The 21,188-nt window shown below is 65.7% G+C and carries 17 protein-coding genes and 1 pseudogene; 13 read left to right on the forward strand and 5 right to left on the reverse strand.

Going from position 1 to position 21,188, the window contains the following annotated elements:
• The 4 genes and pseudogenes from JN302_RS35685 to JN302_RS35700 all read left to right on the forward strand — a co-directional run.
• The gene (locus JN302_RS35685; protein ID WP_202330722.1) at nucleotides 1-999 is read left to right on the forward strand and encodes a Bug family tripartite tricarboxylate transporter substrate binding protein; all 999 of its coding nucleotides are present in this window, start codon (nucleotides 1-3) and stop codon (nucleotides 997-999) included.
• 38 nt (nucleotides 1,000-1,037) lie between these two features.
• On the forward strand, nucleotides 1,038-1,538 hold the full coding sequence (locus JN302_RS35690; RefSeq protein ID WP_202330723.1) for a tripartite tricarboxylate transporter TctB family protein: 501 nt from the start codon (nucleotides 1,038-1,040) through the stop codon (nucleotides 1,536-1,538).
• 3 nt (nucleotides 1,539-1,541) lie between these two features.
• A complete protein-coding gene (locus JN302_RS35695; RefSeq protein WP_202330724.1) occupies nucleotides 1,542-3,059 on the forward strand; it encodes a tripartite tricarboxylate transporter permease in 1,518 nt (505 codons plus the stop codon).
• Between the two features lie 245 nt (nucleotides 3,060-3,304).
• Nucleotides 3,305-3,577, forward strand: a pseudogene (locus tag JN302_RS35700) (TSUP family transporter); the annotation flags it as partial.
• Nucleotides 3,578-4,103: 526 nt separating this feature from the next.
• Here the strand turns inward: JN302_RS35700 and JN302_RS35705 are convergent.
• Genes JN302_RS35705 through JN302_RS35715 form a run of 4 tightly spaced genes read right to left on the reverse strand, consistent with a single transcriptional unit; the run spans nucleotide 4,104 to nucleotide 6,253 of the window.
• On the reverse strand, nucleotides 4,104-5,012 hold the full coding sequence (locus tag JN302_RS35705) for a LysR substrate-binding domain-containing protein (RefSeq protein WP_202330725.1): 909 nt from the start codon (nucleotides 5,010-5,012) through the stop codon (nucleotides 4,104-4,106).
• 58 nt (nucleotides 5,013-5,070) lie between these two features.
• Nucleotides 5,071-5,508, reverse strand: coding sequence for a VTT domain-containing protein (locus JN302_RS35710; protein ID WP_244846107.1), 438 nt, complete (start codon nucleotides 5,506-5,508; stop codon nucleotides 5,071-5,073).
• Nucleotides 5,493-5,657 (reverse strand): hypothetical protein, encoded by a 165-nt coding sequence (locus tag JN302_RS39490; RefSeq protein WP_244742606.1) that lies wholly within the window; start codon nucleotides 5,655-5,657, stop codon nucleotides 5,493-5,495. Before JN302_RS39490 ends, JN302_RS35710 begins: the two co-directional genes overlap by 16 nt.
• Nucleotides 5,654-6,253, reverse strand: a complete 600-nt coding sequence (locus JN302_RS35715) for a class I SAM-dependent methyltransferase (protein ID WP_202309026.1) — start codon at nucleotides 6,251-6,253, stop codon at nucleotides 5,654-5,656. Before JN302_RS35715 ends, JN302_RS39490 begins: the two co-directional genes overlap by 4 nt.
• An 816-nt stretch (nucleotides 6,254-7,069) precedes the next feature.
• On the opposite strand from JN302_RS35715, the gene JN302_RS35720 reads away from it, so the two are divergent.
• Nucleotides 7,070-7,744, forward strand: a complete 675-nt coding sequence (locus JN302_RS35720; protein ID WP_202309027.1) for a response regulator transcription factor — start codon at nucleotides 7,070-7,072, stop codon at nucleotides 7,742-7,744.
• Nucleotides 7,741-9,114, forward strand: a complete 1,374-nt coding sequence (locus JN302_RS35725; protein WP_202309028.1) for a sensor histidine kinase — start codon at nucleotides 7,741-7,743, stop codon at nucleotides 9,112-9,114. The genes JN302_RS35720 and JN302_RS35725 overlap by 4 nt, the downstream gene beginning before the upstream one ends.
• A 7-nt stretch (nucleotides 9,115-9,121) precedes the next feature.
• On the opposite strand, the gene JN302_RS35730 is transcribed toward JN302_RS35725, so the two are convergent.
• The gene (locus JN302_RS35730) at nucleotides 9,122-9,886 is read right to left on the reverse strand and encodes a DeoR/GlpR family DNA-binding transcription regulator (protein WP_202309029.1); all 765 of its coding nucleotides are present in this window, start codon (nucleotides 9,884-9,886) and stop codon (nucleotides 9,122-9,124) included.
• A gap of 336 nt (nucleotides 9,887-10,222) precedes the next feature.
• Between JN302_RS35730 and JN302_RS35735 the strand changes: the two genes are divergently transcribed.
• From JN302_RS35735 to JN302_RS35765, 7 genes are all read left to right on the forward strand, one after another.
• Nucleotides 10,223-11,188 (forward strand): ABC transporter substrate-binding protein, encoded by a 966-nt coding sequence (locus JN302_RS35735; protein WP_202309030.1) that lies wholly within the window; start codon nucleotides 10,223-10,225, stop codon nucleotides 11,186-11,188.
• Nucleotides 11,189-11,296: 108 nt separating this feature from the next.
• The gene (locus JN302_RS35740) at nucleotides 11,297-12,310 is read left to right on the forward strand and encodes a quaternary amine ABC transporter ATP-binding protein (RefSeq protein WP_202309031.1); all 1,014 of its coding nucleotides are present in this window, start codon (nucleotides 11,297-11,299) and stop codon (nucleotides 12,308-12,310) included.
• A gap of 2 nt (nucleotides 12,311-12,312) precedes the next feature.
• Entirely contained in the window at nucleotides 12,313-14,346 is a 2,034-nt protein-coding gene (locus JN302_RS35745) for an ABC transporter permease (protein WP_202330726.1), read from the forward strand.
• 10 nt (nucleotides 14,347-14,356) lie between these two features.
• Nucleotides 14,357-15,247, forward strand: a complete 891-nt coding sequence (locus JN302_RS35750; protein ID WP_202330727.1) for a phosphotransferase — start codon at nucleotides 14,357-14,359, stop codon at nucleotides 15,245-15,247.
• Nucleotides 15,244-17,685: a GcvT family protein gene (locus JN302_RS35755; protein WP_202330728.1), complete on the forward strand. Its 2,442-nt coding sequence runs from the start codon at nucleotides 15,244-15,246 to the stop codon at nucleotides 17,683-17,685. The genes JN302_RS35750 and JN302_RS35755 overlap by 4 nt, the downstream gene beginning before the upstream one ends.
• Before the next feature lie 84 nt (nucleotides 17,686-17,769).
• The gene (locus tag JN302_RS35760; protein WP_202330729.1) at nucleotides 17,770-20,184 is read left to right on the forward strand and encodes a GcvT family protein; all 2,415 of its coding nucleotides are present in this window, start codon (nucleotides 17,770-17,772) and stop codon (nucleotides 20,182-20,184) included.
• Nucleotides 20,181-21,095 (forward strand): phosphotransferase family protein, encoded by a 915-nt coding sequence (locus tag JN302_RS35765; RefSeq protein ID WP_202330730.1) that lies wholly within the window; start codon nucleotides 20,181-20,183, stop codon nucleotides 21,093-21,095. Before JN302_RS35760 ends, JN302_RS35765 begins: the two co-directional genes overlap by 4 nt.
• Nucleotides 21,096-21,188: the final 93 nt, after the last annotated feature.

A 21,188-nucleotide genomic window follows, 5' to 3' on the forward strand; every position in this document is an offset into this window, starting at 1 on the left:
ATGAACCGAAACACCATCATACCGGCATTGGCCACATTTGCCGCCGCTGCCGCCGTCCCGTTGACAGCCCAGGCAGAGGATTTTCCCAAGCGCACGATCGAGTTGATCTTCCCTTGGGGGCCGGGCAACGCCATGTCCAGCAGCCAGATACTCGCCGACGCGATGTCGGACGAGATCGGCGTATCGATCCCGGTCATCTCGACACCCGGCGCATCCGGGACCAAGGCATTCCTCATCGCCATGAACAAGCCGGCCGACGGCTACACCATCATAGACGGCTACGTCGCTCCACTGGTGCTGCAGCCCGTGCTGGGGAAAGCCGATTGGAACTACAACGATTTCGTGCCGCTTCATGCCGCATTCTCGAACGCATTTGCGCTGGGCACGGCCGCGGGAAATGACCGCTGGGCCAGTTTCGAGGACATGATGCACTACTGCGCGGAGCATCCCGGCGAGCTGCGCTATACGACGGGATCGCGCAACAACCTGCCCCACATGGTTACCGCCAAAGCCTTGCAGAGCTACAATTGTGTGGCTCAAAACATCCCGTACACCGCCAATGCGGACGCCATGTCCGACCTCAAGAACGGCGTGCTCGATTTCGGGTTCATCAATGTTGGCGACTTCCAGCAGAACCCGAAGGATTACAACATCCTGATCGTACTGTCCGAGCTGCCGGAAAGTGTGGCCGCGTTTGGCGGAGCGCCTTCTATCGCGGATCTGGATATCGATCTGGGGCTGAGCGGACTCGCACCATTGGGCTGGAACTGGTGGTTGGTCCACAAGGATACCCCGCCGGATCGCCTTGAGATACTGCGCAGGGCGATGAAGGCAGCGATTGAAAGGCCCGAAGTGCAGGCCAAAGCCGAGTCCCTGGGATTCTCGTTCCTCAAATGGGACTGGGACAAATATGACGAAATCGTCAGTCCGGTGGCTGGTCAGCTGGAAGCGATGGGCAACGCCCTGAAATGGGAAGAAGAACAGCTCGCCAAGCAGTGAATTGTGCTGCAGCGAGACGGAGGATGAGGAGGATAACCGTGACCATCAACAAGGCGCTGGCCGAATGGCTCGTGGTTATCCTCTTTGTCGCCGTGGTCGGACTGGTTTTCCATGAGGCCGCCACGGACATGGCCGCGCAGGGGATCGCCTCTGGGGGTCCCTATGACAACGCGGCTGCCTATCCAAAGACGATCGCCATCGTTCTCGGCATCCTGACCTTCGCTCAAGTGATGATCCAGCTGATCCGCTCCCGGATCGCTCCAGACGACAATGGCAATCCTGTGCCGTTGCGCCAGCTTGTGCGTCCCGCCGCACTGGTCGTCATTTTCGCCGTCTATCTCGGGTGCCTCGACGTGCTCGGCTACCACATCGCCACGCCGATCATGCTCGCGGCGCTGATGGCGCTCTGCGGCATCCGAAGACCTCTGGCGATCCTGCTTCCTGCCATCCTGATTTCGTTCGGTTTCGCCTATGTGTTCGAAGCTTGGCTGAAGATCGTGCTTCCTGGCGGTTTCCTGCACATCAATATTGCTTGGTGATCCATGCTCACGCAGTCGCTTGCTGCTGGCCTCGACCAGTTTCTCACACCCTTGACCCTGCTGCTCACGACCCTTGGCGTCGTGTTCGGCCTCGTAGTCGGGGCCTTGCCCGGGCTGGGACCTCTCATGGGCATCGTCTTGATGTTGCCCTTCGCGGTCGACCTGCCGCCGGTCTCGGCCATGGGCTTCCTTATTGCGATAGGTGTCGGCGGCTCCTGTGGAGGCTCGATTTCAGCCATCCTCCTGCGAATTCCGGGAACTCCGCTCGCCGCCGCCACCCTTTTCGATGGCTATCCGCTTGCGCAGAAGGGCCGGGCAGCCGACGCGATCGGAATTGCGATTTCGGCTTCGGCGCTCGGCGGCCTGTTCGGCGGATTGGTGCTGATCCTGACAGCGCCGGTTCTTGCCGATTTCGCTTCCAATTTCGCGCCGCCGGAATATGCGATGCTGGCCCTCACCGGGCTGACCGCCATCGCGGCAGTGTCTGACGGATCGCTTCTCAAGGGGCTCATGACCGGCTCTCTGGGGCTCTTGATTGCAACAATCGGAACCGACGAGTTTTCGACGGGCTTCCGTTTCACCTTCGGCATTTACGAGTTGCTGAACGGCTTCCACATCGTCGCCATCGTCGTGGGCATTTTCGCGATCTCCGAGATGGCACATCAGGTTCATGCGGGTGGCCTGAACGACAAGCCCAATGTCAGCCTCGTGCGGCCAGGCTTCCGGACCCTAGGCATGACGCTCCTGCACTGGAAGAACCTGCTCCGCTCCTCGACGATCGGCGCGGCCTTTGGCGCCCTTCCGGGCGTGGGTGGGACAATCTCAAGCTTTGCCGCGTATGCCGTCGCCAAGGCGCTCTCCAGACCTGAAGAAGGCTACGGAGCGGGAGCGGAAGGCGGTGTGATCGCAACTGAGAGCGCCAACAACGCGACAGTCGGTGGCGCCCTCGTGCCCACAATGGCGCTCGGTATCCCCGGCGAGGCTTCGTCGGCAGTACTGATCGGGGCCATGCTCATCCTCGGCTTCTTTCCGGGTCCGGCGCTGTTTGCGCAGCAGCCCGAGATTGCTGGAGGCGTCTTCCTCGTCTATCTCTTTTCCAACGTCTCGCTGCTGGTCGTTGGAATACTGGCGACCCCTGTCTTCGTCTGGGTCCTGCGGCTTCGGAAGAGCTATCTCATTCCGATCATTCTGCTCCTCTGTGCCATCGGCACATTCGCTCTGCAGAGTTCGGTTTTCGATTTGTGGGTGATGATGGGATTCGGGTTGTTGGGCCTGGCGCTGCGAAATGCTGGTTACCCGCTTGCGCCGCTGGTGATCGGCGTGATTCTCGGCCCGCTTCTGGAGAACAATCTTCGCCGCGCACTGCTGATTTCGCGTGAGGGTTACTGGATATTCGTCGACCGGCCTGTCTCGCTGGCTCTGGTGGTCGCGAATGGCGCTCTTATCGCTTGTGCCGTCTATTGGGCCATCCGCCGTCGGACCAGCCGCGATGCCACACCTTTGGCGGAAGCCGGGGGTTGATTGTCTTGACCCGAAATCCACTCCAACTTTAACGGCCATCTGGACCTTGGTCGCGAAGATGCCGTTGGCCGCGATGGGCATGCTGCTGCCAAACCGCCGCTCTGCAAGCGGTGACCAGCTTGCTTGCTCCTCTGGCGGGTGCCGCAGTCAGGTTCAGAACCCGGTTGGTGTCAGTTCGCACAACAGGGACACAACAACCCAGTCTTCAACGTCTCGCACCACCCGACGACTTCCCCTGGCCCACGATGAACATCTATCTGCCGGTCGCCGAACACTCGCTCAACGTTTTCTTCCTGGCCGGGATCGGCGGTGCGGTGGGTTTTCTATCCGGGCTGTTTGGCGTCGGCGGTGGGTTCCTTCTGACGCCGCTGCTGATCTTTTCGGGCGTTCCGACCTCGGTGGCGGTCGCCTCGGTCACCGGACAGGTGGTGGCCGCCTCGACATCGGGCGCGCTCAGTCACTATCGGCGCGGCGGCATTGACTTGCACCTGGCGCTCTATCTCATCAGAACTGGTTTGCACCGCCTCGTCCGGTGAATGCCCTCACCATCAGAGCGTTCATGCAGCATGCCAAGGTCGGCAGGAAACGTCAGCCAAGTTGCGCGATGCCGGGCAGATGGGCGCGGCCTTTGCACAGCACCAGCGGGTCATGCCTCGGGACAACCATGTAGCCCCGGCTTTCGAAGTCCCGAAGTTAGGCAAAGCCCTCCAGCATTGCGGGTGGGTCCACGACAATGGGGAAGTGCGCATGTTGCTTGTCACGTTGTGTCCGCTTGTCGCGGGCTGTCGATCCGAACCGGACTGTCGGGAGTCGGCCCCCGATCAAGACGTCGCGACTTCCTGAACGAGATGTCTGCTCCTTGGCGCATTGCGGTCCTGTATCGGTTCAGGATTTCGTGTAGTCCAAAATCATGAATCAAGATTGGCAGGAGAACTTGTCCATTTGTATTCGGCGATCTGCATCGCCGCTGTCGTTATCTTCTGGCCCTGACCGATGAGTACCGAGCCTCGACAGTTCTGCGTGGCTTCGTGTGGTCGCTCCACCCTACCTCTGCCGCACCGCCCGGTGGGACTGCGCGATGCCGATGAAATCGCGCGCGGTCTGCGACAGGCCGGAGCCGCGGCGCCAGACCATGCCGACCTGCACCATCGGCAGCGCGCCGGAAATGTCGCGGGATTCGATGCGGTCGCCTTCGAGCGACCAGGGCCGGTAGACGAGGTCGGGCAGGAGCGCCACGCCGGCGCCTGTCGCCACCAGGCTGCGGACCGCCTCGACGGAGCGCGTGCGGAAGGCGACATGCGGCCGCGCGCCGAGCGCCATCAGGAGCTTGCCGGTATTCTCCTCGATCTCGTCGACGGTGAGCATGATCAGCGGCTCGGCCGCGATGTCGTTGATGCCGATGATGTCGGCGCCGGCGAGATGATGGCCGAGCGGCAGCCACAGGCGATAGGGCGAGACCTCGAGGATTTCGGCCTGCAGCGCCATGCGGTCGCGCAGATTGGAGATGACCATGACGGCCACGTCGAGCTCGCCGCCGACCAGCAGATGCTCGAGATAGTCGCCGTTGTCCTCGATGGCCGAGACATCGACGGCCGGAAAGCCGCGCCGGTAGCGGGCAAGCAGATCGGACAGGACATAGCCCGCCACCAGCGAGGTGACGCCGAGCTGCAGCCTGCCGCCGACGATCTCCTGGTCGCGGGAGAAGGCCAGCCGCGCGTCCGAGACATCGGCCAGGATCTTGGTGGCATGGCGCAGGAACTGGTGACCCTTGTGGGTGACGGTCAGGCCGCGCGGGTGACGCTCGAAGAGTTCGACGCCGAGATCGCCTTCGAGCTCCTTGATCGCCTCGGTAACCGACGACTGCGAGATCGACAGGTTCTGCGCGGCGCGCGAGACGGTGCCCTGCTCGGCCACCGCCACGAAATACTGCAACTGCCGGAGGGTGAATGCCATCGCCCGACTAAACACGGGCGTGATCGGATTGGAAAGAGGCGTCAGCCCATCCTGCGCGTCAGCCGCGCGCGCCGCGCCACGGGAAGCCGGCCGGAGGCGCCGAACCGCAACAAGACCAGGAAGGCGATCTCCACGACGAGGACCATGATGCGGAAGCCGACATCGGCCGGCCGGCCTCACGCATAGAAGGCGAGAAGGAAACCGGCATTCCACAGAAGGATGCCGAGCAGGCTGGCGACGGCGAAGGCGGCAGGCGCAGCGCCCCGGCCGCCAGCGGCAGGTAGTTGCGCACCGTCGGAACGAGCTGCGCGGCCAGGGAGGCGCGGAAGTGGTTGCGCCGGTAGGCGTCCGCCAGCCTGTGATAGGTTTCGAGGCGCAGGAATTTCCCGAAGCGCTCCGCCAGCGCGTCGGTGCGTTCGGTTCCCAGCCGATGGCCCAGCCCGTACCGGAACAGCGCGCCGACGCCGGAGCCCGGCATCGTCACCGCGAGCGGCACGGCCAGCGCACGGCCGTTGGAGCCGACGTCATGCCGAGGAAGAGCAGCAGGACATGGGAGGGCGGCACGGGCAGGATCTTTTCCGCAAGGGCCAGCAGTCCGACACCGAACAGGCCGAGGCCCAATACGGAGGACAGGTGATCCATCATGCGTAGCGCCAGTCCCATCGCGCGGTCGTGTTCATGCGCGAGATACAATAAGCGGTTGCAGGAGGGAAGTTGCGCAACGTCGAGCCGACGCGCCTCACCTCGAGGTCGAGACGGTCGAGAACCACCTGATCGATCGGACAACGGCGGCCATAGGTGAACTGGTAGAGGGCGCCACCTGCCCGCATATTGGCGAAGACGCCTTCGAGGATCGCCATTGCCTTGCGCGGCGGGATGAGCCTGAAAGGCAGGCCGCTGACGGCGGCGCCGACCACGGGCCGATCGAAGAGCGGCAGAGCGCGGATCGACGCGGCGTCGCATTCGACGATACGCGCTGTGGGGAAACGGCGGCGCAGCAGGGCCGCGAAATCCGCATCGGCCTCGACGAGTGTCAGGTCCTCCTCCTTAACCCCGCGCGCCAACAAAGCGCGGGTGAAGGCGCCGGTGCCTGGCCCCAGTTCGAGCACGGGGCCCGCCGCGGCATCGACCTCATGCGTCATCAACGCGGCGAGGGTCGCCCCCGACGGCGCGACCGAGCCGACCCGCAGCGGTGCGGCGGCCCAGGCCATGAGAAAGGACAAGGTATCGCTTGCCGACATTTTCGATCCCCATGCATTCCGGCTTGGGCGAATCGCCCGTCATCGTCGCTGCGCCATTTGCAGCGGCTGCATTGCGGAGGCATTGCGTCGGGCCCGCATTCGCGGCATCAGACTGCCTTCCATGGCGACGATCGGCGCAATGCTTCCGCAATGTTGGTTCGCTACAGCGTGTTGCGTGAAAACGGATCACGGTACGCGACAGTAGTCGGGACGGCATGACATGCTGGATACATCGAAGGTCGGGAGTGCTAGGACTCACCACATCATGGCGCCCTCGGCTACCCGAGGCCTGGATCAATTCCAGCAAAAGTGCGCAGCGGTTTGGCGTCCCGGAAACAGCGCCGCCCTATCTTCGTCATTCTCGGGCCCGAGCCTGCGCGAAGCGTGGGCGAGGTGACCCGAGAATCCGTGCCGTGAAATCGCGGACGACTGCTTCGGTGCAAAGCGGGCTTGGGCAGGTGGATAGGGGAGCCATCCTCTTCCTCGACCGTCTCCGGCCTTCGGGTCGGTCACGGCATGGATCCACGGGTCATCGCGCCCTGCGCTTCGCTGCGTGCGCTCGCCCGTGGATGACGAAGCGGATATGTTGCCGCCCGCGACCATTCTGTCGTGTACTGTGAAAGGATTCACGCAACACACTGTAGGTCTTTGATTTGACGCATGTCTTTGTCCCGAAACCGGTACCCGCTTTCGGGAGACATGCTTTGGCCGGCCACGGCCGAAGCTGCCCGATCGCGAATCGTGGCGGGAATCCGGATCCGCATGAGTGCCGCGCGCCCCCCGCGGAGCAGGGTCACAACGCGTAAGGAATAAGACATGCGTATCTTGCTCGTCGAAGATCAGCCCGAGATGGTGTCGGCACTGCGCGCGGCCCTGAAGCGGCACGACATGGTTGTCGACCATGCCGGCTCGCTGGAGGCCGCGGAGGATTTCGTCAGCATCGACACCTACGACGCCATCCTGCTCGACCGGCAGTTGCCCGACGGCGACGGCCTGTCGCTGCTGCCCAAACTGCGCAGCAAGGGCAATGCGACGCCGGTGCTGATGCTGACGGCTCGCGGCGATATCGCCGACAAGGTGGAAGGCCTCGACATGGGCGCCGACGACTATCTGGCGAAACCCTTCGCCTTCGAGGAACTGCTGGCGCGCATGCGCGCGCTGCTGCGGCGTCCGACCTCGATCCAGTCGCAGTCGATCCGCGCCGGCCATCTGGTGTTCGATTTCGGTCACCGCGAGGCCTCGGTGCGCGGCGAAGCGCTGCCGCTGCCGCGTCGCGAACTGCTCGTGCTGGAGGCGCTGGTTCGGCGAATGGGACGCATGGTGGTGCGCGGCGCCCTGATGGAGGCGGTGTTCGGCCTCGACGACGAGATCCAGTCCAACGCGCTCGACGCCCATGTGTCGCGCCTGCGCCGCAAGCTTGCCGATACCGACAGCGGGCTGACCATCAACGGCGTGCGCGGCGTCGGCTACCTTCTGCGCGAGACGCCATGAATTTCAGACGTTTGCTGAGGCGCCCACGCTCGCTCAAATGGCGCCTGGTCTGGCGCATGGTGCTGCTGCAGGTGGTGCTTCTCACCTTGCTGGTCGCGCTGATCCTGGGGGCCTTCCTGGTGACTGGCTGGATTCCCCAGAACTATGAGGGCCGCGCGCTCGACGTGTTGACAAAGCAGGTGCGGCGCGACGCCGATGGCGAACTCGTGCTGAAGGACGGCAGCGACCTTGCCGAGCTGCGCGAGGAGGTCCCCGACCTCTGGTTCATCATCCGCGACGAAGAAGGCCACCGGCTGTCGGAAGGCACCGTCCCGCCGCAGTTCACCAGGATGGCCGCAGCGCTCGACCATATCGACAGCGCCAAGCTGGTGTGGAAGCTCGGCACCACCCTGCCCGCGGCCGTGGTGCAATGGTTCGACACCAAGGCCGGGCGGGTGCAGATCTTCACCGGCGCACAAGGCCGCTTCCGCATCACCGCGCTGCTGGCGGTGACGCCGGAGCTCTTCGTGCAGGTCATCCTGCCGATCGGCGGCATCATGGCGCTGGCGTCGCTGGTGACGATCCCGCTGGTGGTGCGCGGCATCCTGACTGGACTTCGCCGGGCGGCGGCCCGCGCCGAACACATCGACATCGAGAAACGCGGGGTCAGGCTGCCGACGGCGGGCATCCCGACCGAGATCGAACCGCTGGTCAAGGCGGTCAACGGCGCGCTCGACCGGCTCGACGCCGGCTATGAACGGCACAGACGCTTCCTCACCGACGCCGCGCATGAGTTGCGCACGCCGGTCGCGATCCTCAACACGCGCATCGCGTCGCTGCCGCCGACATCGGAGCGCTCCCGGCTGCAGCAGGATGCGGCGCGGCTTTCCACACTGACCGACCAGCTCCTCGACATCCAGCGGCTGGACCGACGGTCGGAACCGTTCCAGCCGGTCGATCTCGTGGCAGCGGCGCATGGCGTGGTCGCCGACCTCGCGCCGATGGCCTTCGGCGCCGGGTACGACATGTCCTTCGACGCCGCTCCCGGGCGGATCGTTACGACGGGCGACCGCATGTCGATCGAAAGGGCGGTAACCAATCTCGTCCAGAACGCGATCGAGCATGGCGGCAACGGCGGCAAGATCACGATCAGCGTGGCGGCGCCCGCCGTCATCGCGGTCTCCGACGAAGGCGAAGGCGTGCCGCAGGCCGAACGCGAGAAGATCTTCCAGCCCTTCTACCGGCTGCGCCAACGCGACCAGGGCGCGGGCCTCGGCCTCAACCTGGTAGCGGAAATCATGCAGATGCATGGCGGCCGCGTCGAGCTGAACGATGTACAGCCGAAGGGCGCCTGCTTCCGCATGATCTTCAGGCCGGAACGGACCGCCTGATCCCGGCTCAGCCTCCCACCGCCACGACGCGGACGCCGGCCGCCTCGAGCGCGGCGGCGATATCGGCCGGCGGCGCCCGGTCGGTGACCAGTTCGCCGACGCCCGAAAAGTCGCAGACCTGAACGAGGCCGTGCTTGCCGAACTTGCTGTGGTCGGTGACGACCAGCGTGCGCTGGCCGCGCGACAGAACCTTGCGCGCGAACTCCGCCTCTTCGAGCTCGTAGTCCATGATGCCGTGTACTGCGTCGACCGCACCGGCCGAGATCACCGCATGCGTCACGCTGAACCGCCCGACAAAATCGATCGCCGAGACACCGAAGGCCGCGCCGCTGTCGCTGCGCAGCTCGCCCCCGGCCATATAGACCTTGTTGCCGTTCACCGTCGCCAGGGTGCGCGCGATATCGGAGGAATTCGTCACCACGGTGAGCCGGCGGTGGCCCGTCAGTTCGCGCGCCAGGTAGCTGGTCGTCGTGCCGGTATCCAGCATAACGGACTCGCCGTCGCGGATCGTCGCCGCGACCTGTCGCGCGATCGCACGCTTGGCGCCGGCATGCTCGCGCATGCGGCGTTCGAACGGCGCCTCTCCGGCAAGAGCGGGCAGGCCGACCGCGCCATGCATCTTGACGATCGCGCCATCCCTGGAGAGCGGCTTGACGTCGCGGCGCACCGTTTCCAGCGAAACGCCGAGCCGGTCGGCCAGGCTGGCGATGGTGACCGTGCCCTCCTCCTGGAGCAGACGCAGGATTTCGGCGTGACGCTTCGAGTGGTTCATGTGCCTTCGCCCCTGGAGCCCTGCCCGTCCGAACGGTCGCGCGCTCCGTCCATTTGAATTCGCCCGCCCCGGTGCGGGCCCGGCGAAGATCGGTTGCGATTCCCGCCAGCCCGACGCGATGGCCATTGACCGGTTCTTTCGCTTCTTGAATGGCAGAAGAACGGCATCCAGTCAAAAAATCACAAAAAGCCTCGGATGCGCGTTGACAAGCGCGTTGACCCTGCGTGACATTGCAAGCCGTGACGGGCCTGCGGGGAAAGTCGCCGCAAGAGCGACCAGGCCAAGCATGCACCATGGAAAAGCTGGAATCTCCAGTGGGCGAGCAGGAGGATCAAGATGCTTTCGCGCAATCGCATGGCCGGCGCCGCGCTCGGGGCGGTCGCCCTTTGCACGGCTTTCTCGCATTCGCCCGCCTGGGCGCAGGAATCGACGGATCCGATCAAGCTGACGCTGCACGACTGGACGGGGCAGCTCATCACCACCAACATCATGGGCGAGGTGCTCAAGAAGGCCGGCTACAACGTGGAGTATGTGCAGGCCGACTATCTGGCGCAGTTTGCGGGCCTCGAAGCGGGCGACCTGCATGTCGCGATGGAGATGTGGGAGACCACCGGCCGCGAGGCCATGGACGCGGCGACGGCCACCGGCAAAGTCGAGAATTTCGGACCGACCGGAATGAAGGCCAAGGAGGAATGGTGGTTCCCCGACTATATGAAGGAAAAGTGCCCGGGCCTGCCGAACTGGGAAGCGCTGAAGGACGAGACCTGCGCCGAAGCCTTCTCGACGGCCGAGACCGCGCCGAAGGGCCGCTATCTCGGCGGGCCGGTCACCTGGGGCGGGTTCGACGACGAACGCGTGGAGGCGCTCGGCCTGCCCGTCGAAGTGATCCATGCCGGCACGGATGCCGCGCTCTTTGCGGAGCTGGAGAGCGCCTATCAGCGGCAGGCGCCGATCCTGCTCTGGGTCTACGCGCCGCATTGGGCCCCTGTGAAGTACAAGGGCCAATGGGTCGAATTCCCCGAATTCACGAAGGAGTGCTACGCCGACCCGAAATGGGGCTCGAACCCCGATGCGCTCTATGACTGCGGCAAGCCGCATGGCGATATCTGGAAGGTCGGCTGGGCCGGCGTGAAGGACAAGTGGCCGGGCGCCTACAATGCGATCAAGGCCTTCATGATCGACAATGACGAGATGGGCCAGATGATCACCAAGGTGGATCTCGACGGTAAGAAGGTCGAGGATGTGGTGGCCGAATGGATCGGCGCCAACGAGGCGCGCTGGTCGGAGTGGATCAAGAAATAGGCTGCGGCCGATCAGAGACTTCGCAGCCGTGTCCCTTCGACCTTCTGGACGTCCCGGGCCCGCGGGAATGTGCGGCTCGGGGCGAGCGCCCCTTGGGGAGCAGCATCCATGACCGCTGCTCCCAAGCTGGTATGCCGCAATGTCTGGAAGGTGTTCGGCGCAGGTGCGGCCGAGTTCCTGGCCGGGAACGGGAACCCTTCTCCCGACCAGCTCGGCGCGGCCGGGCTGGTCGGCGCCGTTCGCGCGGTGGAGCTCGAAGTCCGCAGCGGCGAGATCTTCGTGATCATGGGCCTGTCGGGATCCGGCAAGTCGACGCTCGTGCGCTGCCTTTCGCGCCTGGTCGAACCGACGGCAGGCGAGATCCTGTTCAACGGCGAGAACCTGCTGGCGGCCAGCGAGACGCGGATGATCGAGATCCGCCGCCACCAGATGGGCATGGTGTTCCAGAACTTCGCCCTGCTGCCGCATCTGTCGGTGCTCGCCAATGTGGCGTTTCCGCTCGAGGTGCAGGGTATCGGCCGCCCGGAGCGCGAAGCCCGCGCGGCCAGGATGATCGAGCTGGTCGGCCTCTCCGGCAAGGAAACGGCCTTTCCGCGCGAGCTTTCCGGCGGACAGCAGCAGCGTGTCGGCATTGCCCGCTCGCTCGCAGTCGAACCCGAATTGTGGTTCCTCGACGAGCCCTTCTCGGCGCTCGATCCGCTGATCCGCCGCGAGATGCAGGACGAGTTCGTCCGCCTGCAGTCGCAGCTCAAGAAGACCATCGTCTTCATCACCCACGATTTCGACGAGGCGATCAGGGTGGCCGACCGCATCGCCGTCATGCGCGACGGGGCGGTGGTCCAGGCCGGCACGCCCGAGGACATCGTGCTCAGCCCCGCAACGCCCTATGTCGCCGAGTTCACGCGCAACGTGCCGAAAGCCAAGGTGGTCAGGGCGGCTTCGCTCATGAAGCCTGACGGCGGCGCGCCGTCCGAGCCGGCGATCGCCGAACGGGCAACGATCGCCGAGGCGGCGCCGCTCTTCGCCGCCGGGATGACGCATCTGCGGGTTGTCGACACGTCAGGCAGGACCGTCGGCAGGCTCGACCGCGACGACGTCGTCGACGTGATGATGCGAGGCTGACGATGGCGACGCGCGCTCCTTCGCTCGACGCGGCCGCGACCGTCCGCAACGGCCAACGCCAAGCGGGCGTCATGGGGTTTCCGCTGGCCTGGGCCGCCGCGATCCTCGCCTTCGTCCTGCTCTGGCAGTTCGGCGAGGATTTCGCCGGCTGGGCGTTCGACTACCCGAAGTCCCTCATCATTCCCGCTGCCCGCTGGATCAGCGACGCGATGAAATGGCTGCTCAACGAGGCGAGCTTCGGCCTCTTCACCTTCACCGAGCTTACCCGCTTCATCGCCGCCGTCATCGACGTGCCTTACCGGCTGGCCCTCAGCCTGCTGTCGACCGGCTTCCTCTCCGGCCAGGGCTCCGGGGCGGTGCAACTCCTGCCGCCGCTTTCCTGGATCGCCGTGATCGCGATCATGATCCTGACCGGCCTCCACGCAGGCGGGACCCGGCTCGCGATCCTGGTCGGCGCATGCTTCGGTTTCCTCGCCGTCTTCGGCCAGTGGAACAGCGCCATGGTGACGCTCGCCTCGATCATCGTCGCGGTGCCGCTCGGGGTCGCCGGCGGGCTGCTGCTCGGCATCGCCGCCTATCGCTGGCCGCGTTTCGAGGCCGCGCTGAAGCCGCTGCTCGACCTGATGCAGACGATCCCGGTCTTCGCCTATCTGGTGCCTATCCTGTTCCTGTTCGGCTTCGGCCCGACCGCGGCGATCGTGGCGACGCTGATCTACGCCATGCCGCCGATGACCCGGATCACCGTCCTGTCCCTGCGTTCCGTGCCGCCGGAGATCCTCGACCTGGGCAAGATGACCGGGTGCACGCGCCGCCAGATGACATGGCGGCTGCTGGTGCCCACGGCCAAGGACAGCCTGATGGTCGGCGTCAACCAGGTGATCATGCTTTCGCTCAACATGGTCATCATCGCCTCGATGATCGGCGCCGGCGGCCTCGGCTTCGACGTGCTGGCGGCACTGCGCCGGCTCGACATCGGCGCCGGGCTGGAAGCCGGCCTTGCGATCGTGGCGCTCGCCGTCGCACTCGATCGCCTGAGCCAGGCCTTCGCCGATCGCGCCGCCGCGCCGGCCGCGCCGCCGGCCGGAACGGGCCTCGCCGGGCGCCATCCCTACACGCTCGCGGCGGTCGCCCTGGTCCTGATCACGGGCCTGGCCGGCCTCGTCCTGCCCGCGGTGCAGACCTATCCGGAAAGCCTGCAGGTCTCGACCGCCCCGTTCTGGTCGCAGCTCGTCGCATGGATCAACGTCAACTTCTTCGATGTGCTGGAGGCCGCCAAGAACGCGGTGCTGCTCAACATCCTCGTGCCGTTCAAGCGGCTGCTCGCCGGCCTGCCCTGGTTCGGGGTCGCCGGCCTGCTCGCCTTCGCCGGCTATCGGCTTGGCGGCATTCGGCTCGCCGTCCTGGTCGGCGCCCTCGCCTTCCTGATCGCGGCCACGGGCCAATGGGAGAAGGCGATGGTGACCGTCTATCTCTGCGGCATCTCGGTGATCGTCGCGGCCCTGCTCGGCATCCCCGTCGGCATTGTCGCGGCCGAACGCGACAGGCTGTGGCGCTGGCTGCAGGTGGTGATCGACACGCTGCAGACGCTGCCTTCCTTCGTCTATCTCATGCCCGCGGTGATGCTGTTCCGCGTCGGCGACTTCACCGCCATGATCGCCGTCGTCGCTTTCGCCGTCGCGCCGGCCATCCGCTATACCGTGCTCGGCCTGCAAAAGGTCGATCCGCGCCTGATCGAGGCCGGCCGGGCGATGGGCTGCACGCCCTTGCAACTGCTGACCAAGATCAAGCTCAGGCTGGCGTTGCCCGAGATCCTGCTCGGCATCAACCAGACGATCATGTTCGCGCTGTCGATGCTGGTCATCACCGCCCTGGTCGGCACCCGCGACCTGGGGCAGGAGGTCTATATCGCACTGACCAAGGCGGATACGGGGCGCGGCATCGTGGCAGGACTGGCGGTGGCGTTCATCGCCATCATCGCGGACCGGCTGATTTCGGCGGCAAGCGCCCGCTCCAGAATGCGGCTCGGCCTGGCATGAGAGGGCTGCGATGACCGCCAATGAAGACAGGATCCGTGCGCTGCCGATCTGGCAAGGCAGCGTCTCCATCAAACCCATGCATGGCGGCATCAGCAACGAGAGCTATCTGGTGACCGACGGCGCCGGCAAGCATGTGGTCCGCTTCGGCAAGGACTATCCGTTCCACCACGTCTTCCGCGACCGCGAAGTGATGACCGCGCGCGCCGCGCATCAGGCCGGCTTCGCACCCGAACTGCAATATTCGGAGCCCGGCATCATGGTGTCGGCCTATATCGGAGCGAGGACCTACGGCCCTAAGGACGTTCGCGCCAACCCCGAGCGCATCGCCCGGCTGATGCGGCAGTTCCATGAGGAAATGCCAAGGCACGTCTCCGGCCCGGGTTTCATGTTCTGGGTCTTCCATGTCATCCGCGACTATGCGCGAACGCTCGAGCGGGGCGGCAGCCGCATGGCGCCGGAATTGCCGGCCTATCTGGCGCTTGCGGAGGAACTCGAGCGCGCGCAGGCGCCGCTGCCCATCGTCTTCGGCCACAACGACCTCCTGCCGGCCAACTTCCTCGACGACGGGGAGCGGCTGTGGCTGATCGACTTCGAATATGCGGGCTTCTCGACCGCCATGTTCGACCTTGCCGGGACCGCCTCCAACGCCGGAATGACGCAGGAGGAGTCGCTCAGCCTGCTCACAGCCTATTTCGGCCGGGAGCCCGACCTGCCGATGCTGCGCTCGCATGCCGCCATGCAATGCGCCTCGCTGCTGCGCGAGGCGATGTGGAGCATGGTGTCGGAACTCCACCTCAATGCGCCGGGCGCCGACTACGTCGCCTATACGGGCGAGAACCTCGCCAGGCTGGACGCAGCGCTCGACCGCTACCGCACGACCTACGGAAAGACCCCATCATGACCCTGCCAAGCCATGCCCAGATCGTCGTCATCGGCGGCGGCATCATCGGCTGCTCCACCGCCTATCATCTGGCGCGCGACCACAAGGCCGACGTCGTCATTCTCGAGCAGGGCCGGCTGACGTCGGGCTCGACCTGGCATGCCGCGGGGCTGGTGGGCCAGTTGCGGTCCTCCGCATCGATCACCCGGGTCCTGAAATATTCGGTCGATCTCTACAAGCGCCTCGACGCGGAGACCGGCCTCGCCACCGGCTGGAAGATGACCGGGTGCCTCAGGCTGGCGACGAACCAGGACCGCTGGACGGAGTTCCGCCGGCTGGCGACGACGGCACGAAGCTTCGGCATGGACATGGAGCTCCTGTCGCCGGCCGAAGTGAAGCGGATGTGGCCGCTGATGGAGGTCGGCGACCTGGTGGGCGCCTCCTGGCTGCCGACCGACGGCCAGGCGAGCCCCTCCGACATCACGCAGTCGCTCGCCAAGGGCGCGCGCATGCATGGCGCCCGGCTGTTCGAAGGCGTGCGCGTCACCGGCTTCGCGATGAAGGACGGCCGCATCACCGCGGTGAAGACGACCAGGGGCGATATCGCCTGCGAGAAGGTGGTGAATTGCGCCGGCCAATGGGCGCGCCAGGTCGGCGCCATGGCGGGGATCAACGTGCCGCTGCAGCCGGTCAAGCATCAATACATCATCACCGAGAGGATCGACGGGCTGGCGACCGACGCGCCGACGATCCGCGATCCCGATCGCCGCACCTATTTCAAGGAGGAGGTCGGCGGCCTGGTCATGGGCGGCTACGAGCCCGACCCGCAGGCCTGGACGACCGGCGACGTGCCCGACGACTGGGAGTTCCGGCTGTTCGACGACGACTTCGACCATTTCGAACAGCACATGACCCAGGCGATCGAGCGCATTCCCGCGCTCGCACAGGCCGGCGTCAAGCAGATGATCAACGGGCCCGAGAGCTTCACGCCCGACGGCAACTTCATCCTCGGATCGGCGCCGGAATGCGCCAACATGTTCGTCGGCGCCGGTTTCAACGCCTTCGGCATCGCATCCGGCGGCGGCGCCGGCTGGGTGCTCGCCCAATGGGTCGTCGACGGCGAGGCGCCGCTGGACCTCTGGGTGGTCGACTTGAGACGCTTCTCGAACCTCCATCGCGACCGGCAATGGGTGGCGGACCGCACGCTCGAGGCCTATGGCAAGCACTACACCATCGCCTTCCCGCATGAGGAATATGTCTCGGGCCGGCCGGCGATCGTCTCGCCGCTCTATGAGAAGCTGAAAGGCCACAACGCGGTGTTCGGCTCGAAGCTCGGCTGGGAGCGGCCGAACTGGTTCGCGCCGCCGGGCACGGAAGCCCGGGACGTCTATGCGATGGGCCGCCAGAACTGGTTCGATGCGGTCGGCGAGGAGCACCGGCATGTGCGCGAGAAGGTCGGCATCTTCGACCAGTCGTCCTTCGCCAAATACGAGCTTTCCGGCCCGGACGCGCAGAAGGCGCTCGACTGGATCTGCGCCAACGACACCGGCAAGGCGGTCGGGCGGCTGACCTACACGCAGCTTCTCAACACGCGCGGCGGCATCGAGGCCGACCTGACCGTGGCGCGCCTGGCGGAGGAGCGGTTCTACATCGTCACCGGCACCGGCTTCCGCACCCACGACCTCGCCTGGATCCGCGACCACATCGAACCGTCTCTCGACGCGGCACTCGTCGACGTGACCGAGGATTTCGGCACTCTGTCGCTGATGGGCCCGAGCGCGCGCCATGTGCTCGAGGCGGTGACGGATGCCGATGTCTCGAACGCGGCATTTCCTTTCAGCCATGTGCGGGAGATCGCCATAGCGGGCCACAGGGTCAGGGCCCTGCGCGTCACCTATGTCGGCGAGCTCGGCTGGGAATTGCATGTGCCGATCGCCGCGACGGGCGACGTGTTCGACGCATTGATGGAGGCCGGCAGGCCGCACGGCATCCGGCCGGTCGGCTACCGCGCGCTGGAATCGCTGCGGCTGGAAAAAGGCTACCGCGCCTGGGGTTCCGACATCACGCCCAACGACACGCCGCACGAGGCCGGGCTCGGCTGGGCGGTCAAGCTGCGGAAGAACACCGACTTCATCGGCAGGCGGGCGCTTGAGGCGATCAACGGCGCGCCGCTGAAGAAACGGCTTGCCGCCTTCACGGTCGATGAACCCGACATCGTGCTGCTCGGCCGCGAGACCATCCTGCGCAACGGCGAACCCGTCGGCTATCTCACCAGCGGGGGCTACGGCTACACCGTCGGCAAGAACATCGGCTACGGCTATGTGCGCAACGCCGACGGCGTGTCCGACGATTTCCTGGCCACGGGCGACTTCGAGCTGGTGGTGGCCATGGAGCGCACGCCGGCGACCGTCCACATGGAACCGCTCTACGACGCGGTCGGAGCGAAGGTGAAGTCGTGATTTCGATGGAGACGAATGAATGACCGGCTCGTTTCGCTCCCCTCCGGCCTGCCGGCCGGAGCAAGGCATGGAGGACAAACGCCCATGACCTTCCAGGCGGACCGCCATGTCCACATCCTCATCATCGGCGGCGGAGCCATCGGCACCTCGGTCGCCTACCATCTCGCCCGCGACGGCGCGAAGGACGTATTGCTGGTGGAGAAGGCGCAGCTGACCCACGGCTGCACCTGGCACGCCGCGGGACTTGTCGGACAGCTTCGGGGCAAGCGCAACCTGACCCGGCTGATGCAGAATTCCGTCGCCGTCTTCGACCGGCTGGAGCAGGAGACCGGGCAGCATATCGCCTGGAAGAAGGTCGGCTCGCTGCGGCTTGCCGGCAGCGCCGCACGCTGGAGCGAGATCCGCCGCTCCATGACCCAGGCAAAAAGCTTCGGCGTCGAATGCCATTCGTTGTCGGCGCAGGAGGCGGCCGAGCGGTTTCCCTTCATCGTCAAGGACGGCATCCAGGGAGCGGCCTATATCCCCGGCGACGGCTATATCGACCCCTATTCCCTGACCATGGCCTATGCCAGGGGCGCGCGCATGAACGGCGCCAGGATCGAGGAGGGCGTCACCGTCGAGGAGATCGTGGTGGAAGACCGGCGTGCCGTCGGCGTCGTCACCAATGCCGGCACCATCGGCTGCGACATCCTCGTCAACTGCGCAGGTCTCTGGGCGAAGCGCGTCGGCAGGATGGCCGGCGTGCCGCTCGCGGCCGGGGTCGTGGAGCACCAGTATTTCCTGACCGAGAAGAAGCTGACGCTCGATTCCGACCTCACCACGCTGCGCGATCCCGACAACAATTTCTATCTGAAGCCCGATACCGGAAGCTTTGCCATCGGCGGCTGGGAAGACGGCACCCGGGGCTGCTGGCGCGGCGAGCCGCCACTCGATTTCGGCCGCGAGCTGTTCGCGCCCGACATGGAGCGGCTGGCGCTCTTCGCCCTGCCCGCCGCCGACCGCCTGCCCGTGCTGAACGAGATCGGCATCCAGACCGTCATCAACGGACCGATCCCGATATCCTTCGACGGGGAGCCGATCCTGGGGCTGGCGCCGGAGCTCGACAACTTCTTCGTCGCCTGCGGCTTCACCGCCGGCATCGCCGCTTCGGGCGGGGCCGGCCTCGCGCTCTCCAATATGATCCTGCATGGCGATGCCGGGATGGATCTCTGGCCCTTCGACGTTCGCCGCCTCGGCGCGGTGCAGGCCCAGGGACGCTATCTCGAGGAACGCGCCGTGGAGGCCTATGGCGCCTATTACAAGATCCACTGGCCGGGCGAGGAAGCACATGCCGCGCGCGGCCTCAGACGCTCGCCGCTGCATGAGGCACTCGGGGCCAGGGGCGCGCAGTTCGGATCGAAATTCGGCTGGGAGCGCCCGAACTGGTTCGCGTCCAGCGGCGAGACGAGAGATGACCCGTCCTTCGAAGGCAAGCCGAACTGGTTCGACGCGGTCGGACGGGAGGTGAAGGCCATCCGCGAGAGGGCGGCGCTGATCGACCAGACGTCCTTCTCCAAATTCGAGATTTCGGGCAAGGGCGCGCTGGCCGCGCTGCAACGCATCGCCGCCAACGACCTTTCCGGACCGCCCGGGAAGGCCGTCTACACCCAGCTCTGCAACGAGAAGGGCGGCATCGAGGCCGACGTCACGATCCTGCACCTGCGCGACGACCTGCTCTATCTGATCACCGGATCGGGTTTCGGGGTGCGCGACAGCCATTGGGTCGGGCGGCATCTTCCGGCGGATCTCGCCTTGCGGGACGTGACCGACCAGTTCGCGACGATCAATCTGTGCGGGCCGGCGGCGCGGCAGGTCCTCCAGTCGGTGACCGACGACGACATGTCCAACGCCGCCCATCCTTTCCTCGCTGCCCGCTTCATCGAGTTGGGGCACGCAAGAGCGCTCGCCGTGCGCATCGGCTATGTCGGCGAGCTCGGCTATGAACTCTACATGCCGCAGGCCTATGCCGCCCATGTCTATGAGACGCTGCGGGCGGCGGGCGAAGCCTTCGGCATCGCGGATGCCGGCTACCGCGCGATCGACGCCTGCCGCATGGAAAAGGGCTATCTCTACTGGTCGGGCGACATCACGCCCGACTACAACCCCTATGAAGCCGGCCTCGGCTTCGCGGTCGCGCTCGGCAAGGGCGACTTCGTCGGCCGCGATGCGCTCGCCAGGGTCAAGGCCGGGGGCGTGAAGCGGAAGCTCTGCTCCTTCACCGTCGAAGGCTTCGCACCGTTCCATGGCGGCGAGGCGATCCTGTCCAGCGGCAAGGTGGTCGGCTGGACCTCGTCCACCGGCTATGGCTACACGCTCGGCAAGAGCGTCGCGTTCGGTTATCTGCCGGTCGAGCTGGCAGGCGCGACCGATTTCGAGATCGAGGCGTTCGGCAAGGCCTATCCCGCGCGGCGCGGGCCGCGCACGCTCTACGACCCCGAGATGAAGAGGCTGAAGGCATGACCGACGACCAGGGCCTCGCACTCGCGCGCGAGACGCTGCGGTCCCTGCCGCTCCTGTCGGACTATGACGGCCCGGTCGAGCGGCTCGGCGGGCTGACCAACCTCGTCTTCCGCGTCGGCGACCACTGCCTGCGCATTCCCGGCAAGGGCACCGAGGAATATATCAACCGTGCCAACGAGGCGCAGGCGGCGCGCGAGGCCGCACGCGCCGGCGTCAGCCCGGAGGTCGTGTTCTTCGACGAGAAAAGCGGCATCATGGTCACCCGTTTCGTGGCCGGGGCCGAGACGCTGTCGCCGGAAGGCTTCGAGACGATCCGGGGCGCCCCGGCGCGCGCCGGCAGGGTCTTCCGGAAGCTGCACGGCTCGGACGCGGTCTTCCATTTCCGCTTCGAACTCTTTTCGATGATCGACGACTATCTGAGGGTTCTTTCCACCAGGGAGGTCTCGCTGCCTCAGGGCTACCACGACGTCGTGCGCGAGGCCGATAGCTTGCGGGCCGCGCTCGCCGCGCATCCGCTTCCTCTCGCTGCCTGCCACTGCGACCCGCTTTGCGAAAACTTCCTCGATACGGGCGACCGCATGTGGGTGGTCGACTGGGAGTATGCGGGGATGAACGATCCGATGTGGGATCTCGGCGATCTTTCGGTGGAAGGAGGGTTCGACGCGGCTCAGGACGAAGAGATGATCCAGGCCTATTTCGGTGGCGAGCCGCGTCCGGCCGAACGCGGCCGCATCGCCGTCTACAAGGCGATGTGCGATCTCCTGTGGACGCTGTGGGGCCTGATCCAGCTCGCCAACGGCAACCCGGCCGACGACTTCCGCAGCTATGCCGACCGCCGCTTCGCCCGCTGCAAGGCCCTGATGGAGACGGCGGATTTCGCCCGGCATGTCGACGCGGTCCGGCGGGGATAGGTCGCGCCGCGGACAGTCGCCCTTGCCCGCGATCCTTGCGCCCCTCCCAAAAAGGCCATGATTGGTCTGTGAATTCGCGCCTCAAACGATGGA

Origin of the sequence: Mesorhizobium sp. L-8-3 (assembly GCF_016756615.1) — a bacterium.
Classification (GTDB): domain Bacteria; phylum Pseudomonadota; class Alphaproteobacteria; order Rhizobiales; family Rhizobiaceae.

Excerpts from the sequence above, each read along its gene's own strand:
- JN302_RS35730 (WP_202309029.1), bottom strand. The coding sequence starts at position 9,886 with ATGAACCACTCGAAGCGTCACGCCGAAATCCTGCGTCTGCTCCAGGAG.
- JN302_RS35720 (WP_202309027.1), top strand. The coding sequence starts at position 7,070 with ATGCGTATCTTGCTCGTCGAAGATCAGCCCGAGATGGTGTCGGCACTG.
- JN302_RS35685 (WP_202330722.1), top strand. The coding sequence starts at position 1 with ATGAACCGAAACACCATCATACCGGCATTGGCCACATTTGCCGCCGCT.
- JN302_RS35705 (WP_202330725.1), bottom strand. The coding sequence starts at position 5,012 with ATGGCATTCACCCTCCGGCAGTTGCAGTATTTCGTGGCGGTGGCCGAG.
- JN302_RS35765 (WP_202330730.1), top strand. The coding sequence starts at position 20,181 with ATGACCGACGACCAGGGCCTCGCACTCGCGCGCGAGACGCTGCGGTCC.
- JN302_RS35695 (WP_202330724.1), top strand. The coding sequence starts at position 1,542 with ATGCTCACGCAGTCGCTTGCTGCTGGCCTCGACCAGTTTCTCACACCC.
- JN302_RS35735 (WP_202309030.1), top strand. The coding sequence starts at position 10,223 with ATGCTTTCGCGCAATCGCATGGCCGGCGCCGCGCTCGGGGCGGTCGCC.
- JN302_RS35725 (WP_202309028.1), top strand. The coding sequence starts at position 7,741 with ATGAATTTCAGACGTTTGCTGAGGCGCCCACGCTCGCTCAAATGGCGC.
- JN302_RS35760 (WP_202330729.1), top strand. The coding sequence starts at position 17,770 with ATGACCTTCCAGGCGGACCGCCATGTCCACATCCTCATCATCGGCGGC.
- JN302_RS35740 (WP_202309031.1), top strand. The coding sequence starts at position 11,297 with ATGACCGCTGCTCCCAAGCTGGTATGCCGCAATGTCTGGAAGGTGTTC.
- JN302_RS35745 (WP_202330726.1), top strand. The coding sequence starts at position 12,313 with ATGGCGACGCGCGCTCCTTCGCTCGACGCGGCCGCGACCGTCCGCAAC.
- JN302_RS35750 (WP_202330727.1), top strand. The coding sequence starts at position 14,357 with ATGACCGCCAATGAAGACAGGATCCGTGCGCTGCCGATCTGGCAAGGC.
- JN302_RS35755 (WP_202330728.1), top strand. The coding sequence starts at position 15,244 with ATGACCCTGCCAAGCCATGCCCAGATCGTCGTCATCGGCGGCGGCATC.
- JN302_RS35715 (WP_202309026.1), bottom strand. The coding sequence starts at position 6,253 with ATGTCGGCAAGCGATACCTTGTCCTTTCTCATGGCCTGGGCCGCCGCA.
- JN302_RS39490 (WP_244742606.1), bottom strand. The coding sequence starts at position 5,657 with ATGATGGATCACCTGTCCTCCGTATTGGGCCTCGGCCTGTTCGGTGTC.